The sequence below is a fragment of the Pseudomonas sp. S3_B08 genome, assembly GCF_054667725.1.
On sequence record NZ_CP162750.1, the window covers coordinates 1,249,158 to 1,265,098 of the forward strand.

The window sequence follows — 15,941 nt, forward strand, 5'->3', positions numbered from 1 at the left end:
TGAGGTTGAATGTGCCGACGCCTTCGCGGGCAAGCCCGCTCCCACAGGGATTTGGCTTGGATTGAAGAGTTGCGTTTGTCAGCGGTTGTATTTCAGTGCTTCGACAAACGCCGCAAACGCTGCCGAGCCCTGGCGCCGGTTCGGGTAGTACAGGTGATAGCCCTGAAACGTCGGGCACCACTCTTCCAGGACTTCCACCAGTCGTCCGTCCGCCAGATACGGCGCGACCAATTGCTCGGGCACGTACGCCACGCCGATGCCATCCACGGCGGCATTGAGCACGTGCATGATGCTGTTGAACACCAACTGCCCGTCGACCTTCACGCTGAAATCCTGACCCTTGTGCGCAAACTCCCAGGCGTATATCGCGCCGGCCGGTTGGTGGCGGATGTTGATGCAGGTGTGTTCCGTCAACTGATGCGGCGTGGCGGGGGCCGGGTGGCGGGCGAAGTAATCGGGCGAGGCGACCACGGCCAGGCGCCAGTCCGGACCGATGCGCACGGCGATCATGTCTTTGCTGATTGACTCACCGAGACGGATACCAGCATCGAAGCGCTCCTTGACCACATTGGTGAAACCATAATCGACGTAAAACTCCAAGGTGATGTCCGGATAGTCCTGCAAAAACTTTGCAAGCATCGGCCGAATGCACAACTCAATCTGATCGTCCGTGCAGGAAATCCGAATGGTGCCGCTGGGCTTGTCGCGCAATTCGCCAAGGGCTTCGAGCTCGGCGCTGATCTGCTCGAACAGCGGCGCAATCGAACGCATCAAGCGTTCGCCAGCCTCGGTCGGCGAGACATTGCGCGTCGTGCGAGCCAGCAAGCGGATACCCAGACGCTGCTCCAGCGCGCGGACCGTATGACTCAACGCAGAGGGCGTGACGCCGAGGCGAGCAGCGGCTTTGGTGAAGCTTTGATCCTGGGCCACCGCCAGAAAGGCCTGCAGGTCATTGACTTTGGCGTTGCTCATTGCTGAATTTTTCTCAAAAGCACATGAAGATTACCGCTACTAATCAAGTTAAGCCCGATCCGTCAAGCTTTGCAGCCTGAGTAGCGGGGCAGAAGTGCCTCGACCATTTGTACTTCCAAACAGGTTTTTGCATGACGGCCCAAGCAATCGACAACCCGACAAACCAGCCCATGGGCGTGTCCACTGCCGGCGAGCAACCGGCGTACTGGAGCGGCGTGTTCGCCATGACCTTGTGTGTCTTCGCGCTGATCGCCTCCGAATTCATGCCGGTCAGTCTGCTCACGCCCATGGCCACGGACTTGCGCATCAGCGAAGGCCTGGCCGGCTACGGCATCGCCATCTCCGGCGCGTTCGCGGTGCTGACCAGCCTGACGATCACCAGGCTTGCCGGTTCGATGGATCGCAAGCGCCTGTTGCTGCTGTTGACGGCGCTGATGTGCGCGTCCGGGCTGGTGGTGGGCCTGGCGCCCAACTACACGGTGTACATGATCGGTCGCGCATTGATCGGCGTGGTGATTGGCGGCTTCTGGTCGATGTCAGCGGCGTTGGCAATGCGTCTGGTGCCCTCCGCCAGCGTGCCCAAGGCATTGGCAATTTTTAACGGCGGCAATGCTTTGGCTACGGTGGTCGCGGCGCCGCTGGGCAGTTATCTCGGCAGCGTGATTGGCTGGCGCGGGGCGTTTTTCTGCCTGATACCGGTGGCGTTGATTGCGCTGCTCTGGCAATGGATCAGCTTGCCCGCGCTGCCGGCCGCGCCACGCAAAGCCAGCGCAGCCAACGGCTTTGCGTTGTTCAAAAGCCGCCGGGTGGCATTCGGCATGCTCGGCGCCGGCCTGTTCTTCATGGGCCAGTTTGTGCTGTTCACTTACCTGCGACCGTTTCTGGAAACCGTGACCCGGGTCGATGTTTCGGTGCTGTCGATGATTCTGCTGGTCATTGGTGTGGCCGGGTTTATCGGCACCGTGGTCATCGGTTCCGTGTTGAAGAAGGGGCTGTATCGCGTGGTGATCGCCATCCCGCTGTTGATGGCGATGATCGCAGTGGCGCTCATTGGGATGGGCAGTTCAGTGGTCGCGACGTTCGTGTTGCTGGGCGTGTGGGGATTGATCGCCACGGCGGCGCCGGTAGGCTGGTGGTCTTGGCTGGCGCGCACGCTGCCTGACGATGCCGAAACCGGCGGTGGGCTGATGGTGGCGGTGGTGCAGTTGTCGATCGCTTCGGGGTCGACCGTCGGTGGTCTGCTGTTCGACGGCAGTGGCTATCGGCTGACCTTCTTCGCCAGCGCGGCATTGCTGGTGCTGGCGGCGCTGATGACGTGGCTGACGTCGCGGCAGAAAGCCTGACTCAGCTCTCGGTATTTTCCACTGAAGCCTGCGCGGCTTCGGCTTCCAGCTTCAGGCGGTCGGCCTTGCAGATGTACTTGGGCTTTTTCGGCGCCAGTTTGGCGTTGGCCTTTTTGGCTTTTTCCTTGAACAACTGCTGCAGCTTCTTTTGACGATTCATGATTTTTCGATCGCGGGTGGAGAGGGTGGGAATCCTGACGCAAGGCCGAGTGGTCAGCAAGGAGAAATCCACTAAGCTGAGCACATTCCCCCCAACTCAAGAGCACCCCAAACCAAAGGAATCGCACATGAGAAAAGCTCGCAGATTGATTGTCGCGCTGTCTTGCCTCGCGCTGGTAGTGGGCAGCACGACTGCACTGGCTGACCCCGGCAATGGCAAGGGCCAGGGCGGCCAGGGCAACGGCAAGGGCAAACCGCAGAACATGCAGGATCATGGTAAACAGGGTGGGGGCGGTCAGGGCAATGGCAATAAAGGCCAGCAACACTCTGGCAATGGCGGCGGTGCTCCGAGCATTGATCGCGGCAATATTCTCGGCATCGTCGGCGGCTATCGCGGCGAATACTGGAATCCGGGGCCAGCACTGCCGCCGGGCATTCAAAAGAATCTGGCGCGGGGCAAACCGCTGCCACCGGGCATCGCCAAGAAGCTGGACGGGCGGCTGCTCGGCCATTTGCCTCACTATGACGGCTACGAATGGCAACAGGTTGGCACCGACCTGATCCTCGTCGCGCTGGCTACCGGGCTGATCTACGAGGTGCTCAACGGCGCGTTCGATTGATTCTGCAAAGAGGAGTGGCAGCACCTGCCGCTCCTTTTTTATTCACGCATAGCTGCATCAGATGCAGCAATGAACTGCATTCAGATTGGGTTGTTCGTTGAATGTTCAGCTTTCAGACTGAGCGCAACGGCTAACGAATGAATGGAGATGACCATGGCCAACGCAATTCGCTTCACCGCAACCGGCGCACCGGACGTCCTGCAACTGCACACTGTCAGCGAACAGACCCCCGGGGCTGGCGAGGTCTGGCTGGAGCAAGCGGCGGTGGGCGTCAATTACCTCGATGTCAGCCAGCGCAAAGGTGCAGTGCCGGTGGCGTTGCCTTCGGGGTTGGGTCTGGAAGGCGCGGGGCGGGTGGCGGCGGTCGGTGCCGGTGTGAGCAATGTCCGCGTCGGTGATCGGGTCGCTTACGCCACCGGGCCCCTGGGCGGTTACGCCTCGGCGCGGCTGTTTCCGGCAGAGCGCCTGGTGAAGATCCCCGATGAGTTGTCGTTCGAAGATGCGGCGGCGGTGTTATTCAAAGGCATCACCGCGCAGTATCTGCTGAAGGCGACTTATCCGGTCGGGCCGGGCACGACGATGCTGCTTTACGGTGTCGCGGGAGGTCTGGGGGAAATCATGGTGCCATGGGCCAAGCACCTTGGCGCGACAGTCATCGGTGTGGTGTCGAAGCAGGCCAGTGTCGACAAGGCTCGCGCGTCCGGTTGTGACGAAGTACTGGTGTTCGATGCCGAAACCCTCGCAGCCGACGTGTTGCGTATCACCGAGGGGCGCAAGGTCGACGTGGTGTATGACCCGGTTGGCCGAGTGTCTTTTCAAGCCTCGCTGGACAGCTTGCGCCCACGCGGATTGATGGTCTCGTTCGGCGCGCAGACCGGCGCGCCGGCAGCGGTGGAAATGGCCACGCTGAACGCCAAGGGCTCGCTGTTCCTGACCCGTCCGTCGCTGGCCGCGCACACCGCCACGACAGCCGAATACCAGGAGCGCGCACAAGATGTGCTGGCCGCTGTTGCCGCCGGTATCATCACGCCGCAAATCCGCGCGCGTTATTCATTGGCTGACGCGGCACAAGCGCACGCCGATCTTGAATCGGGCCGATCATCAGGGGCGATCATTTTAAAACCATGAATCTGGATGTTCTGAGCAACCCGCACAGCGATGAAATCGCTGCTTTCCTGGCCGTCGCCGCGCAAGGCTCGTTTGTCGCGGCGGGGCGTTTGTTGCAGCGTCATCCGACCATCGTTTCCAAGCGCCTCGCGGCGATGGAGAAGCGACTGGGCGTGCGGTTGGTGGAACGCTCGACGCGACACGTGCGTATCACCGAGGCCGGCCTTCAACTTGAACAACGCTTGCGCGCGGCCGTCGAGTTGATGAACGAAGCGCAGCAACAAGCGGTACAGGGCGCCAGCGAAGTACGCGGCACCTTGCGCCTGGCGTTGCCGGCGGCGATGGGGCGCTTGTGGCTGGGGCCGCTGCTGCCCGAATTTCTCAAGGCCCATCCGCAGGTTTCGCTGGTGGCCGATTACAGCGAAGGTCTGGTCGACATCATCGAGCAGGGCTTCGACGCGGCTATTCGCATCGGCGAGCTGGACGATAATCGGCTGATCGCGAAAAAGCTCAGCGACCATCGACGGATTCTCTGCGCATCGCCGGCCTACATCGAGGCCCATGGCATGCCGCAAACCCCGCAGGACCTGCTTCAGCACAATTGCCTGCGCTTCAGCGGGCTGGCGTCGTTCCCGCTGTGGCGCCTGCATCGGGGCAAGGAGGTGCAGGCCATCACGCCCCACGGCAACCTGACCGCCAGCGACAGCGAATCTCTGCTCGCCGCCGCCCGCGCCGACGCCGGCATACTCGGTGCCGGCGACTGGCTGATGAGCCGCGATCTGGCGGCAGGTCGGTTGATTCGTGTGTTGCCCGGCTGGCATCTGGATTCGGCGGGCGGCGTTTATCTGGTCAGGCCGTCATCGCGGTTTCCAGCGGCGGCGGTGGTGGCGTTCAAGGAGTGGATTGAAACTAAATTCGATCCCAGGCCACCTTGGGCGGTTTGATAACAACCTGCCTCAAGACCGACACTGACCCTGTGGGAGCGAGCCTGCTCGCGAAAGCGCAGTGTCAGTCATGGATGATCTGGCTGACCTGACGCCTTCGCGAGCAGGCTCGCTCCCACAGCTTTCGTGGTTTGCTAAGGAATTGCCGAACATACGTATATCCAATGTGGGAGCGAGCCTGCTCGCGAACGCGCAGTGTCAGTCATAGATGATGTGGCTGACCTGACGCCTTCGCGAGCAGGCTCGCTCCCACAGGTTTCGTGGCTTGCTCAGGAATTGCCGGACATACGTATATCCAGTGTGGGAGCGAGCCTGCTCGCGAAAGCGCAGTGTCAGTCATGGATGATCTGGCTGACCTGACGCCTTCGCGAGCAGGCTCGCTCCCACAGCTTTCGTGGCTTGCTCAGGAATTACCGAACATACGTATATCCAATGTGGGAGCGTGGGCCAGTTTGGGCGCACAAAAAAAGCCCGGCATTGCCGCCGGGCTTCGGTGTCTTCAACACTTCAAGCGGCGATCTTGTTGGCCGCCATTTCCTTTTTGTGGCTCGCCTTCATGGCTTCCATTCGCGCGCCCAGTTCCTCGAGCTTGGCCTTGCCCAGAAGCTTCTGCGCTTTCGGGAACATTTCCTCTTCTTCCTCCTCGATGTGGTGCTCCAGCAGTTCCTTGACCACTTTGACCCGACCGGCAAATTCCGGGCTGCCTGGATCGGTTTCTTTCAGATCAGGCAGTACCAGCGAATCCACGGTGCGGTGCTCTTCCTTGGCTTCGTAATACATGATGTCTTCTTCCTTGCTGCCGGCTTCCTTGAACGCAGGGTAGAGAATCTCTTCTTCGAGGCGGGTGTGGATGGTGATTTCCATTTCCAGTTTGCCCAGTAACTCGACGCGTTTTTTCAGCGCACGGTCGGTGGACTCACTCAGTTGGCTGAGGATGGCTTTGACTTTTTCATGGTCGGCTTTGAGAAGGTCGATGGCATTCATTTTTTGAGGCCTCTGCTTTTCACGGATTGAACACAGCGTTCTTTTTCGCGCTGCTGTGTATTCAGGAAGAGGCTATCGCAGGACTCATGCCAACTCGCCGATCAAGCGCAACCCTTCTAAATCAAGGGCTGGCATCGAAGCAGGCACAATGCTTTCGTGCAGCCTGCAAGAAATCCGCGTGGCGGGCATTGCATATAACAAGCCCGGCAAAAGCCGGGCTGTGGTGATACTTGAGACGGGCCTGCGCCCGTGGGTCACCGGTTAGCCTGGGAAGGCGAAATGCGACCGACATGCTTGGGTCCCGCCAGTGCCCAGGCGATCAGGCCGAACAGCGGCACGAACACGATCAGCACGATCCACACGCCTTTACTACTGGATTTCCCTTCGCTTTTACGCACCCGATTGATGGCCCAAAGCTCGATCAGCACAAGAATGACCGCCAATACGATCCACACGGTTTCGATTTGCATAGGCTTAGCTCCTGATGGTCTGTGCGTTAGGCGACGATAGGGGCGTTGGGTTCATTCTTTTTGCCTTGGACAAGCGGGCGGGGTGATACCCGGTTGCAAAATAAATGTCTGATCGCCGCTGCGGCCTATATCCTCTGCGCCACGTTTGGGCTGAAACAGGGACAGGGCAATGGCATTCAGGGTGATGGTTGTCGGTGGTTACGGCAATTTCGGCAGTATCGTGTGTCGGCATCTGGCGCTCATGCCAGAGATTGAACTGCTGTTGTCGGGCCGCGATGCACGCAAGTTGCAAATCAAGGTCGCTGAGCTGCAAGCGCAATCAGGCCGTCCGTGCGGAGGGTGGTGCGGCGATGCAATGGGCGCAGGTTTTCAAGCGGCGTTGCGAGAGTTGAATATTCAGTTGGTGGTGCACACCGGCGGGCCGTTTCAGGGGCAATCCTACGCAGTTGCTGAAAGCTGCATCGGCGCCGGTGTGAATTATTGCGATCTGGCTGACTGCCGCACCTTCGTCAACGGCATTGATGTGCTCGACGCCCGCGCCAGGGAGGCTGGTGTGGCCGTGCTCAGCGGTTGCAGTTCGGTGCCGACCTTGTCTTCGGCAATCATCGATCAGCAGCGCCAGCGCTTTGCGCGAATCGATTCGATCGAGCATGGCATTTCCTCCTCGGCGAAGATGCCGGGGCTGTCCACGGTCGAGGGCGTGCTCGCCTATGCCGGTAAGCCGATCAAGCAATTGAAGCACGGCCAGGTACACGAAGTGCCGGGCTGGCTCGATCTGACCGTGCGCACGATGCCACAACTGGGCACGCGGGTGCTGGCCAATGTCGATGTACCTGACATGGATATATTTGCCCGCCGCTATGGTGCGCACACACTGCGCTTCAAGGCTGGCGCTGGCCTGAAGCTCGGCGGTGTCGCCAATGCCTTGCTGGCGCAAGCCTTGCGCTTCGGTCTGGTGCGCGATCATGTGCGCTGGGCGGCGCGCCTGCATCGCCTGGGTACGTGGTTCGAACGTTTCGGTGATGGCAAGAGCGCGATGTACATCGATGTTCAGGGCATCGGGGTTGACGACCAGCCGCTGAGCATGACCGCGCAACTCACCGCGCTGAATGACAAAGGCCCGGAAATCCCCAGCTGCGCCGCCGTCGCCCTGGCAATCAAAATGGCGCGGGGTTATGCACCGCAACCTGGTGCGCGGCCGTGTGTTGGCGAAATCAGCGTCGATGAATATCTGGCGGCGATCAACGATCCGGCCAACTTGAGCCTGTCGGTTCAATTCTCCGATGGGCAGCGTTGAGATGCTCTATCTCTGCCTGAAGTACCTGCATGTAATCGCGGCGATTTTCCTCTTCGGTTTCGGCATGGGTTCCTACCTCTACCTGATCGCCGCCAGCCGCAGCGGCAACCCGCAAGTGATCGCCCATGTCGCAAGGATGGTGGTGCGTTTCGATACGTGGATCACCACGCCGGCAGGGATTGTTCAGGTCATTACCGGCTATCTGCTGATGCGGCTTTCCGGGCTTTCGATGAGCAGTGAGTGGCTGCTGACGTCGCTGATCATTTTCTTCTGCGTAGGCGCACTGTGGCTGCCTGTACTGGTATTGCAAAAGCGTCTGCAGAAGATGGCGCTGAGCGCGGGCGAGGACGGCCTGCCTCTGGATGATCGCTACGCGAACACTTACCGCTGGTGGTTCTGGATGGGCATTGCCGGGTTCGCCGGGATGTTTGTCATCGTGCTGATGATGGTGACGAAGATGACGCCGGTGCAACTGGTCGGGTTAACCGTGGGCTTTTAGAAAGCGGCTTTCATGATCCGCTGTTGGCAGCAGACAAGTGTCGTACCTGCCGAACAGCCGATAGCGGTTCAGCGCGATTCGATCGTAAGCCCAGTCACGCAGACGACGCGGGAAGATGCGCAGCAGTTTCAACGGCTGCCAGCGCATCGGCAGTTGCCCGACCACTTCAAGGAATGCATCTGATCGCTCCCAATAATTGCGGTCGCGGATCACCGCCATGGTGTCGAACTCATCCAGGGGCAAACCGGCCCACGCCAGCAAGGCCTGGCCTTCGGGCGATTGCACGGTCGCCAGACGCACATGGCGCTGATGGTCATGGCGAATCAGAAAGCGCGCCCAGCCGTTGCACAGTTTGCACACGCCGTCGAACAGCACCACGGTTTCGCCTGGCTTGAGCAATGGCGCGGGGGTCGGGCGGGTTTTCATGGCAGGCATCGGCGGATGTCCTTGGCGGCGGTTGTCGCGATCATAACCTTGATCATTGGGCTACAGGAGTGGATCGCGGCGGTATTGGCCCGGCGATATGCCGTGCACGCGGCGGAAGGCAGCGCCAAACGCCGCGTCGGACAGGTAGCCCAGTGACGCGGCGACAGTGGCCACATTGTCCCGACCATTGCGCAAGCGAAACGCGGCCACGCGCATCCGCCAGCGCGTGGCATATTCGACCGGCGCTACACCCATGCAAGTTTTGAATAACGCGGCGAAACCGGAGCGCGACATGCAGGCAATCTCGGCCATTTGCGTCAGTCGCCAAGGTTTTTCCGGGGCAGCGTGAACGGCGCGCAAGACGCCGGCAATCGCCGGTTCCCGCAGTCCGCCCAGCCAAGACAATTGTTCGGCATCCGCGCTGTTGATGTGATGGCGCAGCGCATGGATGAAGATCAGTCGCAGCAAGTCGTTGCACATCGCCTGCGAGCCGGCCTGGTGTGATGGCCACTCGCGCTCCAGTTCATCCAGCAGCCAACCAAACGACGAGGCACCTGTGGCCTCGGCGCGAATGATCAGCGAGGTCGGCAGCACGTCGAGCAGTTCGGTTGCGCCGGGTCCCGATAGCGACACGCTGCCGCCCAGCAGCTCGACTTCCTCGCCGACGCCAAAGGTCGCCGAGGCGCCGTCATGGGCAAAAACATCCGCGGCATTCACCGCCTCGACGTCGGCGCCGCTGGCCAGAATGAACGGCGTGCGCGACACCACAAAACAGTCGCCGGCCCGCAGCAACTGCGCCGGCAAGCCCTGCATGCGCAACCAGCATTCGCCTCGTCGCACCACGTTGAATTTCAGTTCGATGGGGTGAAATCGCAGCGCCCAGACGCCTCCCGCTTGCAAGCGAACCGAGCAGGCTGCTTGCAACTCGGAGAGTGCCAATACGGCAGAAAGCGGATCGCCAGCAGGATTTTGGATGATCACGACAGAAACCTGGATTTATCAGACTGGTTCGTCCGCAGAGCTTAGCCAAGAATGAAGGCCTTCGATAGCTCACTCAGGATTACGCCCATGGCTACCCTTCAACTACCTGTGCAATCACCGTTCAACGCCGCCAGCACAGCGGCGGAAGTCATGGCCGGCATCGACCTGCGCGGGCAACTCGCCGTGGTCACCGGCGGCTATTCCGGCCTGGGTCTGCTGACGGTGAAAAGCCTCGCGGCGGCAGGAGCGCAGGTCATTGTGCCGGCCAGAGATACGGAGCGGGCAGAGGTGGCATTGGCGGGTGTTGACGGTGTCCGCGTGCCGCCCATGGACCTCATGCAGGCTGAATCTGTGGCGGCGTTCAGCCACAGCGTGGTCAGCGCGGGTCAGCCAGTGTCATTGCTGATCAACTGCGCCGGAGTCATGGCCGCGCCGTTGCTGCGCGATGCCGATGGCCATGAAAGCCAGTTCGCGACCAATCACTTGGGCCACTATCGCCTGACCTGCGGCCTCTGGCCGGCGCTGGTCAAAGCTGGACAGGCGCGGGTGCTGTCAGTGTCCTCGCGCGGGCATCAGATTGCCGGGGTGGGCTTTGCCGACATCGATTTCTCGCAGCGGCCGTATGACAAATGGGTCGCGTATGGTCAGTCGAAAACAGCCAATGCCTTGTTCGCCATCGCGCTGGATCGGCGCGGACGCAGTCATGGCGTTCGTGCGTTCTCATTGCATCCCGGGCAGATTCTGACGGATCTGGCACGGCACCTGAGCACAGCGGAACTTGCCGCATTCGATGCGCTGGATGAGCAGGGCCGGCCACGGCTGGATGCCCACAACGGTCTGAAAACGCTGGAGCAGGGCGCCGCGACGGGATTGTGGTGTGCGACCAGTGCATTGCTTGCGGATTTGGGTGGCGTGTATTGCGAAGACTGCAATGTTGCGCCGATCAATCAACCTGAAGCGGGCCGCAAGGGCGTTGCGCAATGGGCGGCGGATGCTGAGCTGGCTGAGCGACTTTGGGCGGTTTCGGAGCAATGGACGGGGCTCACGGTGGCATAAATCGATTCAAAGGACAAAAGCCCCTCACCCTAACCCTCTCCCGAAGGGAGAGGGGACTGACCGAGGTGTTTAGTAGAAATTCGCCGACCTGAAATACCGGGTCGAACTCAGTTCTTGAACAGCACCCAAATCGGCTCCCTCTCCCTCGGGAGAGGGCTGGGGTGAGGGGCTGCTCGATAGAGTTACTCTCCCAGCTTCGCCCAGAATTCCTCCGCCGAAGGGCTGATCGGTGCGGTCGGGCGAGTCAGGTGTATTTCCAGTGGAATATCCCAACTGTCATCCAGCGCCCTGACCAGGCGCCCGTCAGCCATTTCCTGTTCGGTCAGGCTTTTCGGCAGCCAGGCCACGCCTTTGCTTTCCAGCGCCATCGACATCAGCACTGCCGCCAGATGGCTGCTGAACAGCGGTTTCAAATGCAGATAATCGGCCTTGCCGTGTAGCCTGTGGGCGACGATTCGGCCCAGGCCGGATTCGTGGGTGTAGGCCAGATAGGGCAGGGTTTCAGGCGACGTGCCGAACTGGGCTGAAGCACTCGCCAGCGGCACAAGTACGTCCTCGCCGACCTTCTTGCCAATGAACTGATCAGGCGCCAGCAACGGCGGAACGTCGGGGTGGCGATGGCACAACAGAAATTGCACCTGACCATGAATCAGCATCTGTTCGCACACGGCCATGCTGTCGGAATGCAGGCGAACTGCATCGATCGGCGCGCCACTTTCGGCACTGCGCAACCAGCGTGGGAAGAAGGTGAATGACAGCGAGTGAGTGGCAGCAAACTGCAAGGTTTTCGCCGCCATGCCAGCCACTTCCTGAGCCTCGGAGCGCATGCGGTACAGGCGTCTGGCCGCTTCCTGAGCGCTGGGCAAAATCTGCCTGCCGGCCTCGGTCAGCGTCGCGCCCTGCGGAGTGCGCACGAACAATTCCACGCCCATCCAGTTCTCCAGCGAGCGCACTCGGCGACTGAACGCCGGCTGCGTCACATGGCGCGCTTCGGCGGCCCGGACAAAGCTGCCGTATTCGGCCAGCGCTGAAAAATCCTCAAGCCAAACCAGTTCCAAGGGCAATGCCTCCTGTGCATAGGGCGCGGCATTAATAGCATTGGGCGGGTGTCGTCGCAACGCATAACGTTGGCCCACCACAACAAGAGGAACCCGTCATGCGTATCGTCGATATCCGTGAAAAAACCGTCTCCATTGCTTCCCCGATCGCCAATGCCTACATCGACTTTTCGAAGATGACCTGCTCGGTCGTCGCGGTCATTACCGACGTGATCCGCGACGGCAAACCGGTCATCGGTTACGGCTTCAACTCCAACGGTCGCTACGGCCAGGGCGCGTTGATGCGCGACCGTTTTCTGGCGCGGATCACCGAGGCCGACCCGGAAACCCTGATCGATCACGAGAACAATAACCTCGATCCGTTCGCCATCTGGAAAACCCTGATGACCAACGAAAAACCGGGCGGGCATGGCGAGCGTTCAGTAGCGGTCGGCACCATCGATATGGCGGTGTGGGATGCGGTAGCGAAGATCGAAGGCAAGCCGCTGTATCGCCTGCTTGCCGATCGTTATCGCAACGGTGTGGCCGATGACAAAGTCTGGGTGTACGCGGCGGGTGGCTATTACTACCCGGGCAAGGACCAGACCAAGCTCAAGGCCGAAATGCAGAGCTATCTGGATCGTGGCTACGACGTGGTCAAGATGAAGATCGGCGCAGTGCCGCTGGACGAAGATATCCGCCGCATTGAGGCGGTGCTCGAAGTGGTGGGCGACGGCCAGCGCCTGGCGGTCGATGCCAACGGCCGCTTCGATCTGCAGACCGGTATCGCGTACGCCGAAGCGATCAAGAAGTACAACCTGTTCTGGTACGAGGAAGTCGGCGACCCGCTGGATTATGCGCTCCAGGCCGAGCTGGCCAATCACTACGAACTGCCGATGGCCACTGGGGAAAACCTGTTCTCTCACCAGGACGCCCGCAACCTGTTGCGCCACGGCGGCATGCGCCCTGACCGCGATTACCTGCAATTCGACTGTGCGCTGTCCTACGGTCTCGTCGAGTACATGCGCACCCTGAAAGTGATGGAAGAGCTGGGTTGGTCTTCGCGCCGCGTGGTGCCACATGGTGGTCACCAGATGTCGCTGAACATCGCTGCCGGTCTGCACCTGGGCGGCAACGAATCGTACCCGGACGTGTTCCAGCCATTCGGCGGGTTTGCCGATGGTATCCGCGTGGAAAACGGCTACGTCGGGCTGCCGGATATCCCGGGGGTCGGCTTCGAAGCCAAGTCTGCGCTGTATGCCGTCATGCGCGAACTGGGCGAGGGCTGATTCGGTTTTATCTGCGGCCTCGATTTCCGAGGCCGCACCTTCAGGCGTCATCCTCGACGCCAAAGCCACATGCCCACCACAACAATAAAATGAGGTGCTTCCGTGGAAACTTCAAAATCACGCTGGTACAGCCAGCTCTATGTGCAAGTGCTGATCGGCATCGTCATCGGCGCTGCCATCGGATACTTCGTGCCGGACATCGGCGCCAAGCTGCAGCCGTTTGCCGACGGTTTCATCAAACTGATCAAGATGCTCCTGGCGCCGATCATTTTCGGCACGGTAGTGGTCGGTATCGCCAAGATGGGCAGCATCAAGGAGGTCGGCCGCATCGGTGTGAAAGCGCTGATCTACTTCGAGATTCTTTCCACCATCGCTCTGGTGGTAGGCCTGATCGTAGTCAACGTGGTCAAGCCCGGCGCCGGCATGAACATCAACGCCGGTACCCTCGATGGCAGCGCTGTCAACAAATACAGCCAGGCGGCGAGCGAGCAGGGCGGTCTGGTCGAATTCTTCCTCAATATCATCCCCCATACCTTCCTCGGCGCCTTCTCCAACGGCGTGATGCTGCAGGTGATTCTGTTGTCGGTGCTGATGGGCGTCGCCTTGGTGCAAATGGGCGAAACCAGCAAACCGCTGATCAACACCATCGACCTGTTCCTGCAAGGCCTGTTCAAAATCGTCGCGATGGTCATGCGTCTGGCGCCGTTGGGCGCGGGGGCTGGCATGGCATTCACCATCGGCAAATACGGCATCGGCACTCTGCTGTCGCTGGGGCAGTTGCTGGTCGCGCTGTACATCACCACGCTGATCTTCATCGTCGTGGTACTGGGCGCGGTGGCGCGATGGTCGGGCATGCCGCTGATGCAGTTTCTGCGTTATTTCAAGGATGAAATCCTGATCACCCTGGGCACCTGTTCGACCGAAGCGGTGCTGCCGCGAATGATGGTCAAACTGGAAAAGCTCGGCTGCAAGAAATCCGTGGTCGGCATGGTCCTGCCGACGGGCTACACGTTCAACGCGGACGGCACCTGCATCTACCTGACCATGGCAGCAATCTTCATCGCCCAGGCGACCAACACGCCGCTGACCTTCATGGATCAGATGATTCTGCTCGGCGTGTTCCTGCTGACCTCCAAGGGCTCGGCCGGCGTGGCGGGGGCAGGTTTTGTGACACTCGCGGCCACCCTCACCACCATTCACTCGATACCTCTGGTGGGCCTGGTGTTGCTGCTGGGCATCGACCGCTTCCTCAACGAGGCGCGAGCCGTGACCAACCTGATCGGTAACGGCATCGGCACCATCGCCATCGCCAAATGGGACAAGTCGTTCGATGTCGAAGCGTGCGAGCGGGAAATCGCCGCCATGAAGCAGGACAAGGCAGCGCGCAAGTCGCTGCTTGTGCATAAGTGATTCGGGCAACGTGAGCGCTTGATTGGCCTGCCGACGCGTACAGGTTTCAAGTCAGTTCAAAGGTTATGGACTGGGGGCGGGACGATGAGAATTGGCGCACTGACGAAAACCAGTCGGTGCTGGCACGCCACCAATCCCCAGCCATGCCAAAAAACCTGTGGGAGCGAGCTTGCTCGCGAAGGGGCCAGAACGGTCAACACGGATGGCGACCGGCAGAGCGCTTTCGCGAGCAAGCCCGTTTCCACAGTAGGTTGCGCGATTGCTGTCACAACAGTTGGCGATGTTCTTTCGCACCGGACAGTACAAGCAGTGGATTGCAAAACGTTCGCTATGAACCGTCAGGCCGGACCTGAACCCTCTACGTACGTCTGGATGACCTCATCCCAAGGCGGCGTTGCAGGGAACAACTCAAGCAAAAACGCCGTGAACGCTTTGACATTCGGGCTACCGCGACGGCTCTCCGGCCACAACGCGGTAATGGCGAAGCGTTCGACGGTGAACTGTGGCAGCACCGGGACCAGTTCGCCCCGACGAACATACGCCGCCGCTACGTAGTGCGGCGAAATACCGATGCCGCCGCCGGCAGCCAGCACCGCCGCGACCGCATCGCTGGCATCAACGGTGAAGGCCGCGTCGGGTGCCAGTTCCAACTGTCTGTCACCGGCTAGATACGGCCAGCGCAAACTCTGCCCGGTGCTTTGATAGCGGAAATTCACGCACTCATGCTCGGCGAGATCCTCGGCCGTAAGCGGAGTACCCTTGCGCTGCAGATAGTCCGGTGATGCGAACGCACCGATTCGATGCGGGCCCAGCGGGCGAGAAATCAGTCGCGAATCCGCAAGATTGCCAACCCGAACCGCGACGTCGATGCCTTGTTCGATGAGGTCGGCATACTGATCGCCGAGTCGTAGATCGATCGTCACCTTTGGATATTGCTCGCGAAATCTCGGCAGGGCCGGCGCGAGGATATTCAGTCCAATCGGCAACGGCGCGGTGACCTTCAATACGCCCGATGGCTCAGCGCGTGAAGCAACGGCGGCCTGATCGATGTCTTCGACTTCGCGCAGAATCCGCAGCGCCCGTTCGTATAGATCACGGCCCTCCGGGGTGAGTACCAGCGAGCGCGTGGTGCGAGTAAACAGCATCAGGCCGAAATGCTCTTCGAGCCGTTGCACGCTTTTGCTGATGGCCGACGGCGACACCGACAGTGCCCGAGCGGCAGCCGTGTAGCTGCCCAGCGAAGCCGCTCGTGCAAAGGCGATGAGCCCGGTTAAACGATCCAATCCAATTTGTGCCTTCATGGCACTAGTAAAGCGACTTCTGGCCCAATTATCAATGTGGCTTCCA

17 protein-coding genes are annotated in these 15,941 nt (G+C 60.5%); 9 read left to right on the forward strand and 8 right to left on the reverse strand.

The genetic code is table 11. From position 1 onward, the window contains the following. Positions 1 to 78: 78 nt before the first annotated feature. Positions 79 to 972, reverse strand: coding sequence for a LysR family transcriptional regulator (locus tag AB4N73_RS05755; protein WP_252869251.1), 894 nt, complete (start codon positions 970 to 972; stop codon positions 79 to 81). Between the two features lie 131 nt (positions 973 to 1,103). Here AB4N73_RS05755 and AB4N73_RS05760 point away from each other — a divergent pair, with 131 nt between their 5' ends. Next, positions 1,104 to 2,315 carry an MFS transporter gene (locus AB4N73_RS05760; protein WP_370695124.1) on the forward strand — a complete coding sequence of 404 codons (1,212 nt, stop codon included), beginning with the start codon at positions 1,104 to 1,106 and terminating at the stop codon, positions 2,313 to 2,315. A 1-nt stretch (position 2,316) separates the two neighbouring features. On the opposite strand, the gene AB4N73_RS05765 is transcribed toward AB4N73_RS05760, so the two are convergent. Further along, positions 2,317 to 2,475: a DUF2986 domain-containing protein gene (locus AB4N73_RS05765; RefSeq protein ID WP_081932631.1), complete on the reverse strand. Its 159-nt coding sequence runs from the start codon at positions 2,473 to 2,475 to the stop codon at positions 2,317 to 2,319. Between the two features lie 127 nt (positions 2,476 to 2,602). Here AB4N73_RS05765 and AB4N73_RS05770 point away from each other — a divergent pair, with 127 nt between their 5' ends. The 3 genes from AB4N73_RS05770 to AB4N73_RS05780 all read left to right on the forward strand — a co-directional run bounded on the left by AB4N73_RS05770 (position 2,603) and on the right by AB4N73_RS05780 (position 5,145). Next, positions 2,603 to 3,094 carry an anti-virulence regulator CigR family protein gene (locus AB4N73_RS05770; protein WP_305382723.1) on the forward strand — a complete coding sequence of 164 codons (492 nt, stop codon included), beginning with the start codon at positions 2,603 to 2,605 and terminating at the stop codon, positions 3,092 to 3,094. 153 nt (positions 3,095 to 3,247) lie between these two features. Continuing rightward, positions 3,248 to 4,222 (forward strand): quinone oxidoreductase family protein, encoded by a 975-nt coding sequence (locus AB4N73_RS05775; protein ID WP_460143039.1) that lies wholly within the window; start codon positions 3,248 to 3,250, stop codon positions 4,220 to 4,222. Then, complete coding sequence (locus tag AB4N73_RS05780) at positions 4,219 to 5,145, forward strand: LysR family transcriptional regulator (RefSeq protein WP_460143040.1); 927 nt, start codon at positions 4,219 to 4,221, stop codon at positions 5,143 to 5,145. Before AB4N73_RS05775 ends, AB4N73_RS05780 begins: the two co-directional genes overlap by 4 nt. A gap of 507 nt (positions 5,146 to 5,652) precedes the next feature. Here the strand turns inward: AB4N73_RS05780 and AB4N73_RS05785 are convergent. Next, positions 5,653 to 6,129, reverse strand: a complete 477-nt coding sequence (locus AB4N73_RS05785) for a hemerythrin domain-containing protein (protein ID WP_353187669.1) — start codon at positions 6,127 to 6,129, stop codon at positions 5,653 to 5,655. A 254-nt stretch (positions 6,130 to 6,383) separates the two neighbouring features. Further along, positions 6,384 to 6,599: a PLD nuclease N-terminal domain-containing protein gene (locus AB4N73_RS05790; protein ID WP_041480553.1), complete on the reverse strand. Its 216-nt coding sequence runs from the start codon at positions 6,597 to 6,599 to the stop codon at positions 6,384 to 6,386. Positions 6,600 to 6,768: 169 nt separating this feature from the next. Between AB4N73_RS05790 and AB4N73_RS05795 the strand changes: the two genes are divergently transcribed. Both AB4N73_RS05795 and AB4N73_RS05800 read left to right on the forward strand, forming a co-directional pair. Further along, positions 6,769 to 7,896: a saccharopine dehydrogenase family protein gene (locus tag AB4N73_RS05795; RefSeq protein WP_460143041.1), complete on the forward strand. Its 1,128-nt coding sequence runs from the start codon at positions 6,769 to 6,771 to the stop codon at positions 7,894 to 7,896. 1 nt (position 7,897) lies between these two features. Next, entirely contained in the window at positions 7,898 to 8,395 is a 498-nt protein-coding gene (locus AB4N73_RS05800; RefSeq protein WP_236169191.1) for a DUF2269 family protein, read from the forward strand. Here AB4N73_RS05800 and AB4N73_RS05805 read toward each other — a convergent pair. Together AB4N73_RS05805 and AB4N73_RS05810 are read right to left on the reverse strand one after the other, a co-directional pair. Further along, on the reverse strand, positions 8,378 to 8,830 hold the full coding sequence (locus tag AB4N73_RS05805) for a thiol-disulfide oxidoreductase DCC family protein (RefSeq protein WP_315435496.1): 453 nt from the start codon (positions 8,828 to 8,830) through the stop codon (positions 8,378 to 8,380). The genes AB4N73_RS05800 and AB4N73_RS05805 overlap by 18 nt on opposite strands. A 51-nt stretch (positions 8,831 to 8,881) precedes the next feature. After that, complete coding sequence (locus AB4N73_RS05810) at positions 8,882 to 9,802, reverse strand: AraC family transcriptional regulator (protein ID WP_375123478.1); 921 nt, start codon at positions 9,800 to 9,802, stop codon at positions 8,882 to 8,884. Positions 9,803 to 9,889: 87 nt separating this feature from the next. Here AB4N73_RS05810 and AB4N73_RS05815 point away from each other — a divergent pair, with 87 nt between their 5' ends. Beyond that, positions 9,890 to 10,858 carry an oxidoreductase gene (locus AB4N73_RS05815; protein WP_460143042.1) on the forward strand — a complete coding sequence of 323 codons (969 nt, stop codon included), beginning with the start codon at positions 9,890 to 9,892 and terminating at the stop codon, positions 10,856 to 10,858. Between the two features lie 182 nt (positions 10,859 to 11,040). Here AB4N73_RS05815 and AB4N73_RS05820 read toward each other — a convergent pair whose 3' ends face one another. Next, entirely contained in the window at positions 11,041 to 11,916 is an 876-nt protein-coding gene (locus AB4N73_RS05820; protein WP_056784881.1) for a LysR family transcriptional regulator, read from the reverse strand. A gap of 98 nt (positions 11,917 to 12,014) precedes the next feature. On the opposite strand from AB4N73_RS05820, the gene AB4N73_RS05825 reads away from it, so the two are divergent. Together AB4N73_RS05825 and dctA are read left to right on the forward strand one after the other, a co-directional pair. Continuing rightward, positions 12,015 to 13,184 (forward strand): mandelate racemase/muconate lactonizing enzyme family protein, encoded by a 1,170-nt coding sequence (locus AB4N73_RS05825; RefSeq protein ID WP_252883610.1) that lies wholly within the window; start codon positions 12,015 to 12,017, stop codon positions 13,182 to 13,184. 102 nt (positions 13,185 to 13,286) lie between these two features. Next, positions 13,287 to 14,594, forward strand: a complete 1,308-nt coding sequence (gene dctA / locus AB4N73_RS05830) for a C4-dicarboxylate transporter DctA (protein ID WP_042610193.1) — start codon at positions 13,287 to 13,289, stop codon at positions 14,592 to 14,594. Between the two features lie 338 nt (positions 14,595 to 14,932). Here dctA and AB4N73_RS05835 read toward each other — a convergent pair whose 3' ends face one another. Next, on the reverse strand, positions 14,933 to 15,877 hold the full coding sequence (locus AB4N73_RS05835; protein WP_256808770.1) for a LysR family transcriptional regulator: 945 nt from the start codon (positions 15,875 to 15,877) through the stop codon (positions 14,933 to 14,935). Positions 15,878 to 15,941 lie beyond the last annotated feature (64 nt).